The organism is Enterobacter sp. EC_64 (assembly GCF_019584165.1).
GTDB classification, from domain to species: Bacteria; Pseudomonadota; Gammaproteobacteria; order Enterobacterales; family Enterobacteriaceae; genus Enterobacter; species Enterobacter roggenkampii.
The window spans coordinates 159,876-177,279 of the sequence record NZ_VDAS01000005.1; the positions used below are offsets into that span (position 1 = coordinate 159,876).

Annotated in this window: 21 protein-coding genes and 1 pseudogene; 3 read left to right on the top strand and 19 right to left on the bottom strand. The window is 55.8% G+C overall.

Annotation, left to right across the window (positions count from 1 at the left end; genetic code table 11):
* Window positions 1-296: 296 nt before the first annotated feature.
* Window positions 297-524, bottom strand: coding sequence for a YodD family peroxide/acid resistance protein (gene yodD, locus FHC52_RS05875; protein ID WP_013097742.1), 228 nt, complete (start codon window positions 522-524; stop codon window positions 297-299).
* A 136-nt stretch (window positions 525-660) separates the two neighbouring features.
* Between yodD and dsrB the strand changes: the two genes are divergently transcribed.
* A complete protein-coding gene (gene dsrB / locus FHC52_RS05880) occupies window positions 661-849 on the top strand; it encodes a protein DsrB (protein WP_008500312.1) in 189 nt (62 codons plus the stop codon).
* A gap of 107 nt (window positions 850-956) precedes the next feature.
* Here the strand turns inward: dsrB and rcsA are convergent, their stop codons facing one another.
* From rcsA to fliF, 14 genes and pseudogenes are all read right to left on the bottom strand, one after another.
* On the bottom strand, window positions 957-1,580 hold the full coding sequence (rcsA, locus tag FHC52_RS05885; RefSeq protein ID WP_008500313.1) for a transcriptional regulator RcsA: 624 nt from the start codon (window positions 1,578-1,580) through the stop codon (window positions 957-959).
* Window positions 1,581-1,867: 287 nt separating this feature from the next.
* Window positions 1,868-2,660 (bottom strand): annotated as a pseudogene (fliR, locus tag FHC52_RS05890) (flagellar biosynthetic protein FliR); the annotation flags it as partial.
* A 7-nt stretch (window positions 2,661-2,667) separates the two neighbouring features.
* Window positions 2,668-2,937, bottom strand: coding sequence for a flagellar biosynthesis protein FliQ (gene fliQ, locus FHC52_RS05895; protein WP_008500315.1), 270 nt, complete (start codon window positions 2,935-2,937; stop codon window positions 2,668-2,670).
* Window positions 2,938-2,946: 9 nt separating this feature from the next.
* The gene (gene fliP / locus FHC52_RS05900; RefSeq protein ID WP_008500316.1) at window positions 2,947-3,684 is read right to left on the bottom strand and encodes a flagellar type III secretion system pore protein FliP; all 738 of its coding nucleotides are present in this window, start codon (window positions 3,682-3,684) and stop codon (window positions 2,947-2,949) included.
* Window positions 3,684-4,058: a flagellar biosynthetic protein FliO gene (fliO, locus tag FHC52_RS05905; protein WP_032663259.1), complete on the bottom strand. Its 375-nt coding sequence runs from the start codon at window positions 4,056-4,058 to the stop codon at window positions 3,684-3,686. Before fliO ends, fliP begins: the two co-directional genes overlap by 1 nt.
* A gap of 2 nt (window positions 4,059-4,060) precedes the next feature.
* Window positions 4,061-4,474: a flagellar motor switch protein FliN gene (gene fliN, locus FHC52_RS05910; RefSeq protein ID WP_008500318.1), complete on the bottom strand. Its 414-nt coding sequence runs from the start codon at window positions 4,472-4,474 to the stop codon at window positions 4,061-4,063.
* Window positions 4,471-5,475, bottom strand: coding sequence for a flagellar motor switch protein FliM (fliM, locus tag FHC52_RS05915; protein WP_008500320.1), 1,005 nt, complete (start codon window positions 5,473-5,475; stop codon window positions 4,471-4,473). Before fliM ends, fliN begins: the two co-directional genes overlap by 4 nt.
* Before the next feature lie 4 nt (window positions 5,476-5,479).
* Complete coding sequence (gene fliL, locus FHC52_RS05920) at window positions 5,480-5,950, bottom strand: flagellar basal body-associated protein FliL (RefSeq protein WP_021241388.1); 471 nt, start codon at window positions 5,948-5,950, stop codon at window positions 5,480-5,482.
* Between the two features lie 106 nt (window positions 5,951-6,056).
* Window positions 6,057-7,289, bottom strand: coding sequence for a flagellar hook length control protein FliK (gene fliK / locus FHC52_RS05925; RefSeq protein WP_126288289.1), 1,233 nt, complete (start codon window positions 7,287-7,289; stop codon window positions 6,057-6,059).
* Window positions 7,286-7,729 (bottom strand): flagellar export protein FliJ, encoded by a 444-nt coding sequence (gene fliJ, locus FHC52_RS05930; RefSeq protein WP_021241386.1) that lies wholly within the window; start codon window positions 7,727-7,729, stop codon window positions 7,286-7,288. Before fliJ ends, fliK begins: the two co-directional genes overlap by 4 nt.
* A gap of 21 nt (window positions 7,730-7,750) precedes the next feature.
* A complete protein-coding gene (fliI, locus tag FHC52_RS05935; protein ID WP_008500325.1) occupies window positions 7,751-9,121 on the bottom strand; it encodes a flagellar protein export ATPase FliI in 1,371 nt (456 codons plus the stop codon).
* On the bottom strand, window positions 9,121-9,828 hold the full coding sequence (fliH, locus tag FHC52_RS05940) for a flagellar assembly protein FliH (protein ID WP_008500326.1): 708 nt from the start codon (window positions 9,826-9,828) through the stop codon (window positions 9,121-9,123). Before fliH ends, fliI begins: the two co-directional genes overlap by 1 nt.
* Window positions 9,821-10,819 carry a flagellar motor switch protein FliG gene (gene fliG, locus FHC52_RS05945; protein WP_008500327.1) on the bottom strand — a complete coding sequence of 333 codons (999 nt, stop codon included), beginning with the start codon at window positions 10,817-10,819 and terminating at the stop codon, window positions 9,821-9,823. Before fliG ends, fliH begins: the two co-directional genes overlap by 8 nt.
* Window positions 10,812-12,491, bottom strand: coding sequence for a flagellar basal-body MS-ring/collar protein FliF (gene fliF / locus FHC52_RS05950; protein WP_021241384.1), 1,680 nt, complete (start codon window positions 12,489-12,491; stop codon window positions 10,812-10,814). Before fliF ends, fliG begins: the two co-directional genes overlap by 8 nt.
* Window positions 12,492-12,719: 228 nt before the next feature.
* Here fliF and fliE point away from each other — a divergent pair, with 228 nt between their 5' ends.
* Together fliE and yedD are read left to right on the top strand one after the other, a co-directional pair.
* Window positions 12,720-13,034 carry a flagellar hook-basal body complex protein FliE gene (gene fliE, locus FHC52_RS05955; protein WP_008500329.1) on the top strand — a complete coding sequence of 105 codons (315 nt, stop codon included), beginning with the start codon at window positions 12,720-12,722 and terminating at the stop codon, window positions 13,032-13,034.
* Between the two features lie 74 nt (window positions 13,035-13,108).
* On the top strand, window positions 13,109-13,522 hold the full coding sequence (yedD, locus tag FHC52_RS05960) for a lipoprotein YedD (RefSeq protein WP_023293875.1): 414 nt from the start codon (window positions 13,109-13,111) through the stop codon (window positions 13,520-13,522).
* A 93-nt stretch (window positions 13,523-13,615) separates the two neighbouring features.
* Here yedD and amyA read toward each other — a convergent pair whose 3' ends face one another.
* The 4 genes from amyA to fliD all read right to left on the bottom strand — a co-directional run bounded on the left by amyA (window position 13,616) and on the right by fliD (window position 17,371).
* A complete protein-coding gene (amyA, locus tag FHC52_RS05965) occupies window positions 13,616-15,103 on the bottom strand; it encodes an alpha-amylase (protein ID WP_220419972.1) in 1,488 nt (495 codons plus the stop codon).
* A gap of 63 nt (window positions 15,104-15,166) precedes the next feature.
* Window positions 15,167-15,529 (bottom strand): flagella biosynthesis regulatory protein FliT, encoded by a 363-nt coding sequence (fliT, locus tag FHC52_RS05970; protein WP_023325566.1) that lies wholly within the window; start codon window positions 15,527-15,529, stop codon window positions 15,167-15,169.
* Between the two features lie 5 nt (window positions 15,530-15,534).
* Entirely contained in the window at window positions 15,535-15,939 is a 405-nt protein-coding gene (gene fliS, locus FHC52_RS05975) for a flagellar export chaperone FliS (protein ID WP_126288291.1), read from the bottom strand.
* 13 nt (window positions 15,940-15,952) lie between these two features.
* Entirely contained in the window at window positions 15,953-17,371 is a 1,419-nt protein-coding gene (gene fliD / locus FHC52_RS05980) for a flagellar filament capping protein FliD (protein ID WP_126288293.1), read from the bottom strand.
* Window positions 17,372-17,404: the final 33 nt, after the last annotated feature.

Sequence of the window (17,404 nt, forward strand, 5' to 3'; positions counted from 1 at the left end):
CTCCCGGTGACGGATGCGTTTCTCTCTAAGAAAATTCCTAAAAAATATCCGAATTGTTAACCGGAGAAATGAGAGTATTCCCTGGCAAACCCGCATTCGGCGTATGTTATTGCTCATAACCAAAAGCATTATGTTAAAAATATTATATTCACCCTAAGAATATATGCTTGTCAGACAAATTCGTTGGGGATAGTGTGGCATGTACATCAGATTTCCTGGTGTAACGAATTTTCAAGTGCTTCTTGCATAAGCAAGTTTTGATCCCGGTCATCCCCATGACCGGGATTTTTTTTGCCCTAACGATTGGCTTCCGACACGCTAAAGTCGTGAATATCGAGCTCGAAGGCCTCCGCCAGCTCGCGATAGGTGTGATAATCCCTTCCGTTGACAATGACGCGGTCCGAATTGTCGTCCGTGCGGCGGACTTCTGACTCGCTGATCTCATTGATGGCGGCCAGCAGGGCATCGACATCCACCTCGACTTCGCGCTTGATGGTATCGCTGTACTCTTTATCGGTCTTCATTGCGGGACTCCTCTATCAACCTGCAAACGTGTCCAGGGTTAAGTATAGCCTGTGCATAAAAACGCCATTCACGCCGGGCGGCGATGTGCGTTTTTGCGTTTTGTTCTACACTGGCTCAAAACCAGAGGAGGAATGTATGAAGGTCAACGATCGGGTAACCGTTAAAACGGACGGTGGGCCGCGCCGCCCGGGTGTGGTGCTGGCAATTGAAGAGTTTAGCGAAGGTACAATGTACCTGGTTTCACTGGAAGACTACCCGCTCGGCATTTGGTTTTTTAACGAACTGGGGCATCCGGACGGGATTTTTGTAGAGAAAGCAGACTAGCACGGCGTCGGGTAGCACATTGCGTGCCCGACACCCGCTGTAAAAGCAAAAATCTCTGGCCAGGCCAGAGATCAAAGGTAGGGTGCACAGGGTCTTTTCTTAAGCGACTAACGCATGTTGACGAAAATCCCGTTCGTCACATTATCGGTCAGGCGTACCACGTGGTAGATCACTTGCTTATTATGCGTTTTAATTTTCCGTTTAATATTTCCTTTGTGTGATGAAACGGTTTTCGCTTTAATATTCATCTGGTCGGAGATCTGAATAGTTCCTTGTCCCGCCATCCACATTCGCAGCATACTTGATTCAGTCCTGCTTAATGATAGGGTGGGTAAGTTAACCGCTCCTACATTTTTAACTTCTTTATTCAAATAATCACCCAAAATGTCATCCAGCGACTCGGGTTTAATCGATTTAGAACTGATCAATAAATTTTTACGGACCAACAAATACTCATCGAAATGGATATTCGCGATCGCCATAAAAACAATAAACAGGGTTTTTGGATGCTGATTAATGATTTGCTTAATGTGCTGACTGTTGGCTGGATCGTGAATGAAACAGTCCTCATTAATAAACACCACGCCTGGTTTTAGTTCGTCACAAGCGGCTGCGAGTTCGTCAACGGTGTGTGCATCGTTGATGTCTCTCTTTCTTACCCCTCTGCTTGCCAGGTACCCGGTTAACCCTAGCCGGGTGTAGCTGCATAAATCCATAATGATCGTTGACATGGCATACCCTCACTCAATGCGTAACGATAATTCACCATCTGCCTGAGAGCTCAAAACAGCCATACGGGATGGAAAAAAATAATAAACCTGTGAGCATGACAAAGACTTTCAGGCGGACTCACTATCCCGTAAAGTTACGTATAATTTGCCAGGAATCTTCTTAAAGTAAAGTAAATATTAAGTATTGTGAGGTGGTTAGAAACAATTAAACCGCGTCAGATATATCCTGGAAGATGTTTTTCGCGTTTTATTTTAGGAATATCCTCAGAAAGACAGTAACAACAGTGCGGGCTATTATTTACGTGGCAGTTCGCTGACAATATCCGCTAACAGGTTGAATATCTCGCCGAATAAATGTTCACAGAAGGGAGCGATAAGTGGCATCAGTAATGACATTAATAAAATTCCGACCGTCAGCGTCAGCGGAAAACCAATGACAAACACCGAAAGCTGCGGTGCCATTCGGTTGAGTAAACCTAACGCCAGGTTGACGGTCAGCAGCAGGGTGATGATCGGCAGCGCCAGCATCAGCCCGTTGAGGAAGATCAGCCCCGCCGCGCGGGTGAGCGCCAGAAACGCATTGCTGTTCACCGGATTTTCGCCAATCGGCAGCGTATGGAACGTGTCCACCAGCATGGAGATAAGCCACAGATGGCCGTTGAACGACAGGAACAGCAGCATGGCGAGCAGATCGATAATGCGCGCCAGCACGGGCATGTTGAGATGACTGCCAGGGTCAACAAACGTGGCGAACGATAGCCCCATCTGCAGGCCAATCAGTTCCCCCGCGGTACGCACCGCGGCAAAGGCGAGCTGCATGGTAAAGCCAACGGCGACGCCAATCATCACCTGCTGCAGGGCCACCCATACCGCATTCGCCGAGAAGATCGGAATATCCACCGGCGGAAGAGACGGGGCGACGATAATGGAGATGGTGATGCCCAGCCCCACTTTGACACGCTTAGGGATCGATTTCTCGCTGAGAATGGGGGCGGTGGAGATCAGCGCCATGATGCGAAGCATCGGCCAGAAATAGACGCCGAGCCACTGAACCCACTGGTCGCTGGTGAAGTGCAGCATCGTCAGGTCAGCCGATGATGTACGGCAGGTTGGTAAACAGGTTGCGCATATAGTCCAGCAGCAGGTTCAGCATCCACGGCCCGGCCACGATAATCGCCACGAACACGGCGATGATTTTCGGGATGAATGACAGCGTCATTTCGTTAATCTGCGTGGCGGCCTGGAGAATACTGATAATCAGACCGGTAACCAGCGCGACAAGCAGCAGCGGCGCGGCAACGGCAATCGCGATTTTCATCGCCTCCGTGCCCATCATCATGACCGATTCGGGTGTCATTGCCGTTCCTTAACTGTAGAAACTCTGCGCCAGCGAGCTGACCAGCAGCTGCCAGCCGTCGACCAGCACAAAGAGCATGATCTTAAAGGGCAGGGCGATGGTCGCGGGCGGCACCATCATCATCCCGAGCGCCATCAGGACGCTGGCGATCACCAGGTCGATAATCAGGAACGGAATAAAGATGGTAAAGCCAATCTGGAATGCGGTTTTCAGCTCGCTGGTCACATAGGCGGGCAGCAGAATACGCATGGGCACCGCTTCCGGTCCCTGCAGTTCGCCGGTGTTGGACAGGCGGGCAAAGAGGGCCAGATCCGCTTCGCGCGTCTGACGCAACATAAATTCCCGCAGCGGCTGCGCGCCTTTATCCAGCGCTTCCTGCATGGAGATTTTATCTTCGCTGAACGGCTGGTAGGCGTCGGTGTAAATCTTATCGATCACCGGAGACATAATGAAAAAGGTCAAAAACAGCGCCAGCCCGAGCAGAACCTGGTTTGGCGGAGCGGAAGGGGTGCCGAGCGCGTTTCGCAGCAGACCAAAAACGATGATGATGCGGGTGAAGCTGGTCATCATCAGCAGAATAGCCGGAATAAACGTCAGCGAGGTGATGAACACCAGCGTCTGAACCGGAAGCGACCAGCTTTGGCCGCCGCCCGCGAGCGGGGTAGAAACCAGACCGGGCAGTTGCGCATAGACCGCGGGAGCAAACAGGCCAACGCCCGCAAGCGTCAGGGATAACAAACGGCGCATCAGGATCTCCCGGAACGCTTAAGCAAACTCTTCATCACGGACTGGAAATCCGCAGGGGCCTCTGCACGCTCGTCCACCACAACAGGGGCGGGCGGCAGTTTATGTAACACGCTGATGTTTGACGCCGTGACGCCCAGGACCAGGCGCGCATCGTCCACCTCGACGATGACCACGCGTTCACGCGGCCCCAGCGTAGTGCTGGCGCTGACCTTCAGCCCGCGGGCACCGGCGGTTTTCCCCGCCAGGCCAAAGCGCTTCGCCAGCCAGGCGGCGATAAGAATAAAGGCAATAATACCGAACAACGCCCCGCTCACCTGGAGCAGAGGCGAGCCGGGAACGGCAGAAGGTTGCGATACTGTTGCCTGGGTTTTCATGCTTAACGGCTCAGACGACGCATACGTTCAGATGGGGTAATGATGTCGGTGATGCGTACGCCGTATTTATCGGCCACCACCACCACTTCACCCTGAGCAATCAGATAGCCGTTGATCAGGATATCCAGCGGCTCGCCGGCCAGACCGTCAAGGGCTACTACGGAGCCCTGCGTCAGGCGCAGCAGCTCTTTAATGGTCATGCGGGTGCGTCCCAGCTCAACGGTCAGCTTAACCGGGATATCCATAATCAGGTCGATATCCTGCAGCGTGCCGCTGACGTCACCGCCGCCGAGCTGCTGGAATACGGCATCCGCTGCGCTTTTGGCCGGGGTCGCTTTTTGCTCGTTTAACGCGTCAGCCCACAGATCGTCCAGTGCTCCGCTGTTTTCATCGGACGGATTGTTCATGTCACTCATTTGGGCTGTTCCTCATTCAGCGAATTCAAAATCGGGTTGATCAAGTGCTCAACGCGTAACGCATACTGACCGTTAATCGTGCCGTACTGGCTTGTCAGCACGGGGACACCATCCACATGGGCAATAATGCGGTCGGGTTTTTCTATCGGCAAAACATCACCGGGTTGTAATTTCAGGATCTGAGATAACCGCAGCGGGATATCGGCGAAGCTCGCCACCAGCTCAAGCTGCGAATGCTGGACCTGGCGGACCAGGTTTTCACGCCAGTTCTGGTCTTCGTTGCGCGAGTTCTCCAGCGGCGGGTTAACCAGCAGCTCGCGCAGCGGTTCGATCATGCTGAACGGCAGGCAGATGTTGAACTCGCCGGTCAGGTTACCGATCTCCACGTGGAACGGCGTATTCACGACGATATCGTTCGGGGAGGTGGTGATATTGGTAAATTTCACCTGCATCTCAGAACGGACGTACTCCACTTCCAGCGGGTTAATCGCTTTCCACGCGTCGCTGTAGGACTCCAGCGCCAGCTTCAGCATGCGGTTAATGACGCGCTGTTCGGTGTGGGTGAATTCGCGACCTTCTACTTTGGTCGGGAAACGCCCGTCGCCGCCGAACAGGTTATCCACCGCGATGAACACCAGGCTTGGGGAAAACACCACCAGACCGGTGCCGCGCAGCGGCTTCAGATGAATCAGGTTAAGGTTGGTTGGCACCGGCAGGTTGCGGGCAAACTCGTGATACGGCTGAATGCGGATCGCACCGACCGTAATATCCGGGCTACGACGCAGCAGGTTAAACAGCCCCATACGGAACTGACGTGCAAAACGTTCGTTAATGATCTCCAGCGCCTGCAGACGTTCACGTACCACGCGACGCTGGGTATTCGGGTCATAGGGACGAATATCGCTATCGCCGCCAATACCCGGTTGCGGATCATCACTTTTATCGCTGTCGCCGTTGAGCAGCGCATCGATTTCTGCCTGAGAAAGAATACTGTCGCCCATGTCGTTACCGCAGAATGAAGGCTGTATACAGAACGTCAGTGACTTCCTGCTTAGGTTGGCCGTTTACCAGCGGGGTCGCCAGCGTTTGTTTAATGGCGTCGACCAGCTTTTGCTTACCCACATCGGTGGCCAGCGCCGAAGCGTCCTGACGAGAGAACAGCAGCAGAAGGCGGCTACGCACCTCCGGAAGATAATCATTCAGACGCGCGCGCGTGGCTTCATCCTTCAGGCGCAGCGTAATACCGACATACAGCACACGATCCGCGTCACCGAGGTTCACGGTGAAGGTGTCCAGAGGGAAAAATACCGGCGCCGGCGGTGGTGCAGGTTCGGCTTTGGCCGCAGCGGTCGAAGGTTCCTGCTGCATACGCCAGTAACTATAGCCCGCGGTAGCGCAGGCGGCGAGCGTGATCAACACCAGCAGCGGGATCCAGATGGAACGCTTACTTTTTTTGGTGATAGCGGAGTCAGTCATCTGATACGAGCTTCCTGTTTCGGTACAGCTTAATAAGGTGATTATCCCGTGTCCTGCTGTCGTCAAAGCGTGGAAAAGACGGGGATAATCACGCTACCTCTGGCGTTTAGGCGAAGATGTCTACGGCACTGTTACCGCGCGCGGCGGATTGCAGAGCGGCAGGGACAGGCAGTAACTCATCGCTCTCGTCATTAAAGCCGCCGGTGTTGCCGGAACGCGAAGCCTGGTGCTGCTGCTGGGATGAGGACTGCTGCTGCCCGGCAAAGCTCTCGCTGCTGACGCTGCTTTGCGCAAGCTGAATGCCGTTCTCCGCCAGTGAGGTTCGCAGGACCGGCAGCGCGGCTTCCAGCGCCGCACGGACATGGCTGTGCGCAGAAACCATCTGCAGCTGCGCCTGGTTATCATCCAGCTTAAGCGAAATTTGCACCTGACCCAGATCTTCCGGGTGCAGACGCAGCTCGGCTGTCTGCTGGCCCTGTTTAGTGAACAGGGTGATGTGCTGGCTCAGGGACTGCTGCCATTCATGCGTACCCAGAGGCTGGCTTAACACCGGCGCGGTGGCGACGGTGGCGGCCGTCTGACTGGTCGCATGGCTGGACATAATCGGTGCCAGGGTCGCCGTCGGTGAGGCTGAGGAGGAGGAACTGGCAAGCTCCTGCTTCTCTGCCGTTGCGGCCACGGCCGGCGTGGCCGGCGCGTTACCCGACAGGGCGGGGTCGCTGTTTTTCGCCTGGCTCTGATAAGGCGCAGCACTCTGGGCTTTATCATGGCTTCCCGGAAGCGCGTTCAGGGACGGCTGGCCCGCGCCGTTTTGCGTCAGCGCCGCTGAACTCAGCGTTGCGGTGGCGGACACACCGTCACTGCCTGCCGCACGTGAGGTGCTGGTCTGCTGGTGCGGCAGCATGGCCATCAGCGCGCTTAACCCGGCCAGCTCCTCTTCGCTCAGCTCGCTTTTGCCGTCATCTTTGCTGTTGACCGCATTAAGCGTTTTCAGGGCATCACCCTTTGACAGCGGCACCAGCCCGGATACCAGCGTATCAAGCGACGTGACGGGCGACGTTTCATCGCCATTCAGCGCAGTTTGACGCGAGAGCAGGTCGGCAATTTTGGCCTGCAGGGTGGTATCCCCTTTGGCGTCCTGAGCAACGTGGGACAGCTTGCTGCCGGCGGCTTTCAGGTCAGCCAGCGTCAGGGGCGCATCGTTGCCCTTGCCCGTCGCGTCCGACAGGGCGCCCGCGAGCAGCGCGAGAAAGTCCTGTGCACCGTCGGTGCCTTTTCCTGTCTGCGTACCGCCTGACAGGTCGCTGTCGCTCATCAGCAGTTGTTGCAGTGTGATCATTCCGGTTTCCTCATTGATGCGCGCTGGGCAAACTCATCCATTTTTTTCTGATCCAGGCGGTTTTCCGCCAGGGTCGTTGCCGCAATCTGTCGGTCCTGTAAGGTCTGCCAGGCCTGCAGTCGCTGCTTCTTCTCGCGCCAGAAATTCAGCGCGGTATCGACTTTCTGGGTCCACTGGTGAAGCTGCTGGCGATGCTGATCTATCGCCTTCTCCAGCGTCTGGATAAACTGCTGATAGTTAATCCAGCGCTGGCTTCCAATGCCCTGTGTCATATCGGTATTGAGGTTGGTGCGATATTCATGCTGATAGTCGATTAACATCTTCAACTGTTCTTCAGCCTGCTGGCACCCGCGTCGCATTGCGCCAAGCTGCAATGCGGCATCATCAACTTCTTTTTCAGCCAGATCTTTCAGCGTTGATAACGCGCTGTTTTGCGCCATGACCTTCGCCCTCCACCTGTGTTACACCTGCGGGAAAATCAGCTCCAGAGCCTGAATTGAATCTTCCCAGTCGGCACGTTCAAAAATGCCTTGTTGCAAAAATGCCTCCAGCTGCGGCCACAGGGTAATCGCTTTGTCGAGCATCGGGTCGCTGCCTTTGGCATACGCCCCCACGCTGACCAGATCGCGGTTGCGCTGGAAGCTGGAGAGGAGTTGTTTAAAGTTACGCACGCGGGCGTAGTGTTTCTCGGTTATCAGCGCGGTCATCGCGCGGCTGATAGAGGCTTCAATATCTATCGCCGGATAGTGTCCGGCTTCGGCCAGACGACGAGACAGCACGATATGACCGTCAAGGATCGCGCGCGCGGAGTCGGCAATCGGATCCTGCTGGTCATCGCCTTCGGTCAGCACGGTATAGAACGCGGTGATGGAGCCGCCGCCGCTGATGCCGTTCCCCGCACGTTCCACCAGGGCAGGGAGTTTGGCGAAGACCGAAGGCGGGTAGCCTTTGGTCGCCGGTGGCTCACCGATAGCCAGCGCGATTTCACGCTGCGCCATCGCGTAGCGGGTCAGCGAATCCATGATCAGCAGCACGTGCTTGCCGCGGTCACGAAAATCTTCGGCGATGCGGGTGGCATAGGCTGCCCCCTGCATACGCAGTAACGGCGACACGTCCGCCGGTGCGGCAATGACCACCGAGCGGGCACGGCCTTCCGCACCCAGAATGTTTTCAATAAAGTCTTTTACTTCACGACCGCGCTCGCCGATCAGGCCCACGACGATAACGTCCGCCTGGGTGTAGCGCGCCATCATGCCAAGCAGGACGGATTTACCCACGCCTGACCCGGCGAAGAGGCCCATACGTTGCCCGCGTCCCACGGTCAGTAGGGCGTTGATCGGGCGCACGCCGGTGTCGAGCACATGCTCGATAGGGGTTCGCTGCAGGGGGTTAAACGGCTGGGTAATTAATGCGCCGGTTTCGGTGGTGTCCGGGGAGGGCAGCCCGTCGAGAGGCTTCCCGCTGCCGTCCAGCACGCGACCCAGCAGGGCAGGACCAAGCGGCAGCTGTTTCCCGCTTTGCAGCCCATCGCCGGACGTGTTTTTGGCATACACGCGCGCGCCGGGCAGAATACCTTCCACCTCTTCAAGCGGCATCAGGAACAGGCGCTGGCCGTTGAACCCGACCACTTCGCTTTCTACTTCACGCGTTTCCAGACCGTCCTGACGCTCAATCACGCAGGTCGCGCCCAGCGGAAGCTGCAGGCCGGTGGCCTCCAGGACCAGACCGGTGGCGCGCGTCAGCCGCCCATAACGACGAACAGAGGGCAGTTGCGCCATCTTCGTCTCAAAGTTGTCGAGCGTGGTGAGCCAGCGGGTGAGGCGTGCGGTCATCAGACGACTCCCGGTGCCGCCAGGCGACACAGTTCCTGCCAGCGGGTGGCGACGCTGGCATCCAGATCGCCTTCATCGGCAGAAACTTTGCAGCCGCCGTGATGTAACGACGGGTCGCCGCGCAGACGCCAGCCGTGCAGGTTTAGCGTCGCGCCCAGGCTCTCTTCCACGCGCTGCAGGTCGTCCGGGTGGACGCGCAGCTGCGGCTTCCCGCTGAACAGCGGCTCCTGCTGCAGCAGACCCTGAATTTGTTTGATTAGCGCGGTGTTATCCACCACGGGCGTCTGGCCGATCACCTGACGCGCGGCTTCCAGCGCCATCTGCATCAGTCGCGAGGCAATCACGCTGTCCAGCGCGTCCAGCGTGTGCTGAAACTCGCTGACCAGCTGCTGCATGCGGGCATGGATCGGCGCCTGCTGCTGGCGCGCCTGATCGATACCGTGCTCTAACCCTTTCGCCAGGCCTTCCTGATACCCCAGCTCGTGGCCTTTCTGCCGGCCTTCGTTCAGACCGGCATTGTAGCCCTGCTCGTGCGCCTGCATTTGCAGCTGAGCCAGCATTTGCGCCTGCTGCTCCTCTTCGCTCAGCTCGGGCTGCTCGACGTCCGGGTCAAGCGCCTCGGTCGGGATCGCGGCTGGCGTGAACTCGGAGAGGGGAGGGGCCAGATCGTCCGGCGTCCAGCGCTTCCACGGCAGCTCATTAGACATAGGTGTCGTCTCCGCTGCCAATCACCATCTCGCCGGTTTCCGCCAGACGACGAACGATAAGCAGAATGGCTTTCTGTTCGTTTTCCACCTGAGACAGACGAACCGGGCCACGGTTGGCAAGGTCGTCGCGCAGGATATCGGCCGCACGCTGAGACATGTTGCGCAGGAACTTCTCGCGCAGCGGCTGCTCGGCGCCTTTGAGGGCGATAAGCAGCGACTCGGAATCCACTTCCTGGAGCAGGCGCTGGATGCTGCGGTCGTCCACTTCGACGAGGTTTTCGAACAGGAACATCTCGTCGATGATTTTCTGTGCCAGCTCGCCGTCGAATTCGCGAACCGCCGTAATGACGGCCTCTTCCTGCTGCGTTTTCATCAGGTTGATGATTTCTGCCGCCGTTCTCACGCCGCCCATTTTGCTGCGCTTGAGGTTCTGGCCGTCGAGCAGGTTGTTCAGCACCTCGGTCAGCTCCGCCAGCGCGGCAGGCTGAACGCCGCCGAAGGTGGCGATACGCAGCATCACATCGTGACGCAGACGCTCTTCGAACAGCGCCAGAATATCGGCCGCCTGACCACGTTTGAGGTGGACAAGGATGGTGGCGATAATCTGCGGGTGCTCGTCGCGAATAAGGTCGGCGGCACTCTGCGGTTCCATAAAGTTAAGCGTTTCGATACCGCTGGCGGTATCGCGCGTTTCCAGAATGTCTTCCAGCAGGCTGGCGGCACGCTCTTCGCCCAGCGCCTTGACCAGCACGGAACGCAGGTAGTCGTTGGCGTTGACGTTCAGCGCGGCAAACTGTTCGGCTTCCTGCTCAAACTCCGACAGCACTTCGGTCAGCTGCTTGTTGGAGATTTGACGCACGTTGGCCATCGCCGCACTGAGAATTTGCACTTCCCGCTGGGAGAGGTGTTTAAACACCTCTGCCGCGCGATCTTCGCCAATGGTCATCAGCAGGATGACGCTTTTATCGGTGCCCGTAAGCGTATTACTCATGTTCGTTACCCATCCACTGACGGATGACCAGCGCCACGACGCGCGGATCGTTATCTGACATTTCGCGAATGCGCTGGCTCATCACCTCGGCACCCATGCGCTGGTTAGCGCGGCGCTGCTGCATCTGTTCATCTTTGCTGAGGCGCACTTCAACCGCTTCTTCCGTTTCCTGACGCGCATTCATCTGCTCGCGAGCCGCTTTTTCGGCTTCAGCACGGCGCTGGAGCTGAGGACGAACGCCCTTGCGCCACAGCAGCCACGCGACAATCAGCACCAGCAGCCAGCGTCCTGCGGACATCAGCTGGTCGATAAACGCCTGCTGTTGCCAGAACGGCAGTTCACCGCCGGTCTCTTCCACCGAGTTGAACGGTGAGTTCACCACGTTGAGGGTATCGCCGCGCTTCTCGGAGTAACCCATCGCTTCACGGGTCAGGTTTTCAATCTGCTTCATCTGTTCGGCGGTCAACGGCAACGGTTTGCCATCCGCCAGCGTTTTGTAGTTCACCACTACCGCAACGGAGAGACGCTGAATATCGCCCACGTTCAGTTTAGTGTGGCGAATCGTCCTATCCACTTCGTAGTTCGTGGTTTCGTTACGGCTGCTGTTTCGTGGACCGCTGTTCGTCGCCGTTGAGGTGGTCTGCTGGTTATTCTGCTGGCCGTTCTGCTGATTGGCCGGCGGCGTAGAGATCGGCGCCGCGTTAGCCGGGGCAGGCTGGTTAGACAGCGCGCCCGGCACGCCGCCCGGGTTTGCGCCGCCAATCTGCTCGCTGGTGTTGATCTGGCGCGAACGCATAACCGCCTGCGCCGCATCGCCGTTCGGGCTGTACTGCTCTTCGGTTTGTTCTTTATTCGAGAAGTCGATCTGCGCGGTGACCTGCGCGTGCACGTTGCTGTTGCCCACCACCGGACCCAGGATCGCTTCGATACGGCGCTGGAGACGGCTTTCCACATCGGCGGCATATTTCAGCTGCGCGTCATTCAGATCGCGACCGGCGGTATTGGATTGCGTCAGCAGGTGACCGCTCTGGTCAACCAGCGTTACGTTACCCGGCGGCAGACCGGCCACGGCGCTGGAGACGAGATGCGTCACCGCGCTGATTTGCCCTTCGTCCAGCGCGCGGCCTGGCTCAAGGTTCACGGTCACGGAAGCCGAAGGTGATTTCTGTTCGCGGACAAATAAGGACGGTTTAGGCATCGCCAGGTGCACGCGGGCGCTCTTCACCGGGCCTAATGTTTCAATGGTGCGGGCCAGCTCACCTTCCAGCGCACGCTGGTAGTTCACCTGCTCGCTGAACTGGCTGATACCGAATTTTTCCTGATCCAGCAGCTCAAAGCCTACCGCGCCGCCCTTCGGCAGCCCCTGCTGGGCCAGACGCAGACGCAGTTCGTGCACCTTATCTGCCGGGACCTCCAGCGCACCGCCATTATCGGCAAAGCGATAAGGGATGTTCATCTGGGTCAGCTGGGTGACGATGGCGCCGCCATCCTGATCGGAAAGGTTACTGTAGAGCGTCCGGTAATCAGGGCTTTTCGCCCACAGGACCATCGCTACAAGGATCGCAATTGCGGCAGCGCCTGCCACGATCAACGGGATTTTAGGATTCGCGCGAAGGCGGTTCATCCACTCGAGTGATTTATTCTGCGGCGCTGTCGATGCTGTTGCACTCATTGCGCACCTCTTAAATCCTGGTGGTTTACGTTATTCGTGTAGAGAAACAAAACTGACTCCCGGGTCGGCAAACACGACAAATGTTCCATATTGATGGCCCTGCCATTATTTGATGATTCGTGATTTTCTATGCGTCAAATAACCTGGTTTTTTCATGCTATTTACCGCCATTATCTTATTGACAAGCTGTTAGTCTTGACCGCGTAAAAAACCATCCAGGGGAGAGTCATGGCTATACAGGGCATTGAAGGGGTAATCAGTCAGCTGCAGGCAACGGCGATGACGGCCCGTAATCAGAATGTGGCAGATCAGCAGCCGAGCATCAGCTTTGCAGGGCAACTGCATGCCGCTCTTGACCGTATCAGTGATACCCAGACCGCAGCGCGCACGCAGGCAGAGAAGTTCACCCTCGGCGAGCCTGGCGTGGCGCTGAATGATGTGATGACCGATTTGCAAAAAGCCTCGGTTTCCCTGCAGATGGGGATCCAGGTGCGTAACAAGCTGGTGTCGGCTTATCAGGAAGTGATGGGGATGCAGGTCTAAGACCTGTCGATCTTCGCTGGCAGCCGCAGCGCTTTAATGCCACAATATTTTTTTCTTCGAATGCAGGAAAGATGATGAAAAAAATAGCAATTGCTGGCGCGCTGCTGGCACTGACCGGGTGCGTTCAAGTCGATAATTATAAAGAGGTGATCAAGCATCCTGTCCCGGCGCATCTGGCGGGATACTGGCAGTCAAAAGGGCCGCAGAGCAAAATGGTCAGCCCTGAAGCGATTGCCACGCTGGTGGTGACGGAAGAGGGCGATACGCTGGACTGCCGTCAGTGGCAGCGGGTGATTGCCGTGCCGGGTAAAATCATGCTGCGTTCAGACAGTTATTACAACGTGACGCGCAAGCTGGATATTTATCCGCTGGAGCGCGATGGCTCGACGCTTGAGTACGACGGGCTGGAGCTGCAGAAGGTCGATCGCCCAACGGTTGAGTGTGCCGATTACCTGAGCAAGCATCCGCTGGAGAGTAAACTACCGTAGCCGTTTGTTGCCGGGTGGCGCTGACGCTTACCTGGCCTACAAAAGTGCCTTCCCGTAGGCCGGGTAAGGCGAAGCCGCCACCCGGCATTGTTTCTACAGCGCATCCTCAATTACCCACACGCTCACGCTTCCGCCTTTGCAGGTAAAAGTCCCTTCGCCATCCGCCGCCGTGGTGACCGTTTCTTCGCGATTGCCGAGAAAATCACGCCACGTTTTGTTGCCGTAGTTTTCCCCAAGGCAAATTACCTTCTCGCCGTCGTCCCCGTTCGACATCACCACCACGCAGCCAGGATCGTCTTCCGTGCCGCTGCGGCTGAAGGCGATGCAGTTAGGATGGTCAAAAAAGAGCGTCTGCACGCCGTGGGCAAAACGCTGGCGCGCGAGGATCAGCTCGTGGAGCTGCTCAATCACAGGCATATCAATATGGTACGTTTCACCGTCTCCACCCGTATCGTCATAGCTGGCGCCAAAGAGGTCCGGATAAAAGACGCTCGGCACGCCATTTTCCCGCAGCAGGATCAGCGCATACGCCAGCGGTTTAAACCAGGCTTCGACCGGGGCTTCCAGCGCCTGCAACGGCTGGGTGTCATGGTTTGCGACGAGGGTGACCGCATGAAACGGATCGGCTTCCACCAGCGTGCCGGTAAAGATTTGGCTCATGTCGTAATCCCGGCCCTGACGTGACGCCTCGTGGAATTTCATCTGCAGGGGGGCATCAAGCAGCATGGTTTTGCCTTCGACCTGGTCGATATAGGCCTGAAGTTTATCCACCTCATGGGACCAGTATTCCGCCACGATAAACAGCGGCTGGTCGGCGACCTCCTGGACGTGCTCAATCCACTCTTTGTAGAACCAGGCGGGAATATGCTTGACGGCGTCCAGGCGAAAGCCGTCGCAACGCGTCTGTTCCATGACCCAGCGGGCCCAGTATTTGATCTCCTCGGTGACGGCGTGATTGCGAAAGTCGATATTTTCGCCCATCAGATAATCGAAGTTACCCATCTCATCATCAACCTGATCGTTCCAGCCTTCGCCGGTGTAGTCGTTGACGATTTTAAAAATGCCGTCTTCATCGGGGTTTTCAATGTGGTCGACGCCGCTGAAGCATTTGTAGTCCCAGATAAACTGGGAATATTGCCCGGCGCGGGCAGGGAAGGTGTAGCGGGTCCAGGCTTCGCACTCGATGACCTCGTCATCGATCTGCGTGCGATCCTGCTCGTTCACGCGCTGAACGCGCACAGGCTCTTTCTCATCTGCCCCCATTTTGTGGTTCACCACCACGTCCAGCAGCACGGCAATGTCGTTGCGCTTGAGGGCGTCGATGGCTTCCAGCAGCTGCGCTTTGTCACCGTATTTCGTGGCGATACTGCCTTTCTGATCAAACTCGCCCAGATCGAACAGGTCATAGGAGTCATAGCCGACAGAATACCCGCCTGACGCGCCTTTATAGGCGGGCGGGAGCCAGATCATGTTAATGCCGATTTCGTTAAGATTGGGGGCTAGCGCCGTGACCTCTCGCCACAATTCACCGCCAGCAGGGTAGTACCAGTGAAAACATTGTAACAGGGTGGGGTTTTTCATCATCCTTGCTCCAGAAGCCATTGGCAGACTTCTGGAGTATGGTTGATGAATCGCTAATGTGTATTATTGATTCATCTCTCCGGGAAATAAAATGTTGCCAGAAAGCCTACCGTAGGTGACGTTTACGTTTTTTTGCTTGTTGGTTTGCGCAATAAGGCCGCTCAGCTCACTCATCCTTTCCTGTAGCAACTCTTTAAGAATGATTTCATTCTGAAGCACCTGATTCAGTATCACCATTGCCTGGTCCTGAACAGACTTACTGTTGGGCGGAAAAGGCGTCGTGCTGATCTCTTCTACCAGCGAAACGTATGCCACCTCCTGGTCAATTAGCTCATCCCATTTCCCGGATTGAGCAAGGCCTAGCATGGTATTGCTAAGCGCATTAAGGGCATGCCACTTTTTTAGGGATAAGCTGAAGTCGTTCATTACAGTTAATCCTGCTTGGGAGAATAACCCGGGCCGATTTGCTTCCAGGCGTCGGAAATATTGAGCAGCAGAGCCTCGACTTCGGTAATGGCCTCGATGTCATTGCGCAGGTTGGCATGTAACAAACGGCGTACCATATAGTCGTAAAGTGCAGAAAGATTGCGGGGGAGTTCTCCTCCCACATCCATATTTAAACCAGTCTTAAGGCCATTTTCGATAATATTAATGGCCTTAGACAGGGCCTCTCCTTTTGCCGGGATGTCCCCTTGCTCAAGGAAAAGGCGCGCCCTAATAAGCGCGCTATGGATACCGTCGAACAACATGACAACCAACTGGTGCGGGCTGGCACTCAAGACAGCAGATTCAAGACCTACCTGCTGATAGGCTTGTACACCAGATTTGCTATACATATCGGTTCCTTTCTTACTTACTGCTGAACTGTTGGGTCAAATAAGTGGCCGTACCATTGAATTTAGTGACCAGCTTATCCAAATCGTTAAATTGCTTTTTATAACGCGCCATCGTGGCTTCAATGGTCAACTCCATCGCGTCGTAACGTTTGCCGATGGATTTGAGCGTGGCGTTAATACCGTCCTTCGCATTCTGAATCACACCTTCTTTACCGATAGAGGTGCTCAGCATATCGGTCAAGGTGTTATTCATCTGTGTGGCGAAACCGGTTTTTTTTCCGTCACCCACAAAATAGGCCTGAACGCCAGCCGGATCGTCGGTGAGAATCTTGGTTAATTTTTTATCATCAATTTTTAGGTTGCCAATCGCGCCGTCTGCGCCTTTGACCGGGTCCTGGGTGATGCCAAGTTGAGCCATAATGGCATAGGAGCCACTCTGTACATTGGTCAATAAAGCACGAAGATCGGATTGTACTCCACGGATAGTACTGTCACCCATTAACACGCCGTTGTTCGAGGACTGGGCGGTTGCACCCACTGCTGGCGGCTCGTATTTGGTCAGCGCAGCAATGGTAGACTGCAGAGAGTTATAGGCATTGACCCATTCCGTAATGGCTTTTTTGTTATCGTCGGTTGAGCGGGCTATCGTCAGCGTTTCATCTGCTGTGCTCGGGGCTTTCAGAGTTAATGTTACGCCAGGCAGCGCGTCAGTGATGGTATTGCTCTGACGAACTAATTGAATACCGTTCACGTTAATGACGGCATTTTGCGACTTAACCTGCACATTTAGCGCGGCGCTTCCGATAACGGCGTTTAGCGTATCGTCTCCCGCCACCGTCACCGTCATATCGGAATCGGTACCCGTGGTTTTTGAGGTCAGCATCAGACGGTAGTCGCCGTTATCGGCTTTCACCACGCTTGCAGATACGTTGCCGTTGGCCGCATTGATAGCTTTAGCAATCCCGTTCAGTGAAGTATCGCCATCGGCGAGCGTTACCGTCAGCGGTTTGCTGTCGGCTCCTGCCTGGGTGATGGTAATGGTTCGGCTATTGGAGCCCGTTGTCCCGCCTAACTGCTTTGTATTGCTGTCAATGGTGCCGGGAGCTGTCGTCAGAACCTGGCCTTTCGCGATCTTACTGACATTAATAGTAACGTCGCCAACGTTAGCGCTGGAGGTACTGATAGCGGAGAATGCTGTGTTGGTGCTTGAAACGGACGTAGAGTTCCAGGTATCCGTCTTTGCCAGTTTTGCTGCTGCGGTTTGCAGGGTAGTCAGGGCGCTTTGTAATTTTCCGTAACCGGTGATTTGCGCGTCGTAAGTGGTCTTTTGTTTGGCAATCGCTGTTAATTTAGTCTCTTCTGCTGCCTGCAGCTTATCGTACAGATCCGACAGGCCGGGCACGCCCACCCCGAGATTACTGATAGTCGCCATGTAATGTTCCTTTTCAATGGATGTTTCAGTCGT

Coding starts and splice junctions, on each gene's coding strand:
- yodD (WP_013097742.1), bottom strand. CDS start 524: ATGAAGACCGATAAAGAGTACAGCGATACCATCAAGCGCGAAGTCGAG.
- dsrB (WP_008500312.1), top strand. CDS start 661: ATGAAGGTCAACGATCGGGTAACCGTTAAAACGGACGGTGGGCCGCGC.
- rcsA (WP_008500313.1), bottom strand. CDS start 1,580: ATGTCAACGATCATTATGGATTTATGCAGCTACACCCGGCTAGGGTTA.
- fliQ (WP_008500315.1), bottom strand. CDS start 2,937: ATGACACCCGAATCGGTCATGATGATGGGCACGGAGGCGATGAAAATC.
- fliP (WP_008500316.1), bottom strand. CDS start 3,684: ATGCGCCGTTTGTTATCCCTGACGCTTGCGGGCGTTGGCCTGTTTGCT.
- fliO (WP_032663259.1), bottom strand. CDS start 4,058: ATGAAAACCCAGGCAACAGTATCGCAACCTTCTGCCGTTCCCGGCTCG.
- fliN (WP_008500318.1), bottom strand. CDS start 4,474: ATGAGTGACATGAACAATCCGTCCGATGAAAACAGCGGAGCACTGGAC.
- fliM (WP_008500320.1), bottom strand. CDS start 5,475: ATGGGCGACAGTATTCTTTCTCAGGCAGAAATCGATGCGCTGCTCAAC.
- fliL (WP_021241388.1), bottom strand. CDS start 5,950: ATGACTGACTCCGCTATCACCAAAAAAAGTAAGCGTTCCATCTGGATC.
- fliK (WP_126288289.1), bottom strand. CDS start 7,289: ATGATCACACTGCAACAACTGCTGATGAGCGACAGCGACCTGTCAGGC.
- fliJ (WP_021241386.1), bottom strand. CDS start 7,729: ATGGCGCAAAACAGCGCGTTATCAACGCTGAAAGATCTGGCTGAAAAA.
- fliI (WP_008500325.1), bottom strand. CDS start 9,121: ATGACCGCACGCCTCACCCGCTGGCTCACCACGCTCGACAACTTTGAG.
- fliH (WP_008500326.1), bottom strand. CDS start 9,828: ATGTCTAATGAGCTGCCGTGGAAGCGCTGGACGCCGGACGATCTGGCC.
- fliG (WP_008500327.1), bottom strand. CDS start 10,819: ATGAGTAATACGCTTACGGGCACCGATAAAAGCGTCATCCTGCTGATG.
- fliF (WP_021241384.1), bottom strand. CDS start 12,491: ATGAGTGCAACAGCATCGACAGCGCCGCAGAATAAATCACTCGAGTGG.
- fliE (WP_008500329.1), top strand. CDS start 12,720: ATGGCTATACAGGGCATTGAAGGGGTAATCAGTCAGCTGCAGGCAACG.
- yedD (WP_023293875.1), top strand. CDS start 13,109: ATGAAAAAAATAGCAATTGCTGGCGCGCTGCTGGCACTGACCGGGTGC.
- amyA (WP_220419972.1), bottom strand. CDS start 15,103: ATGAAAAACCCCACCCTGTTACAATGTTTTCACTGGTACTACCCTGCT.
- fliT (WP_023325566.1), bottom strand. CDS start 15,529: ATGAACGACTTCAGCTTATCCCTAAAAAAGTGGCATGCCCTTAATGCG.
- fliS (WP_126288291.1), bottom strand. CDS start 15,939: ATGTATAGCAAATCTGGTGTACAAGCCTATCAGCAGGTAGGTCTTGAA.
- fliD (WP_126288293.1), bottom strand. CDS start 17,371: ATGGCGACTATCAGTAATCTCGGGGTGGGCGTGCCCGGCCTGTCGGAT.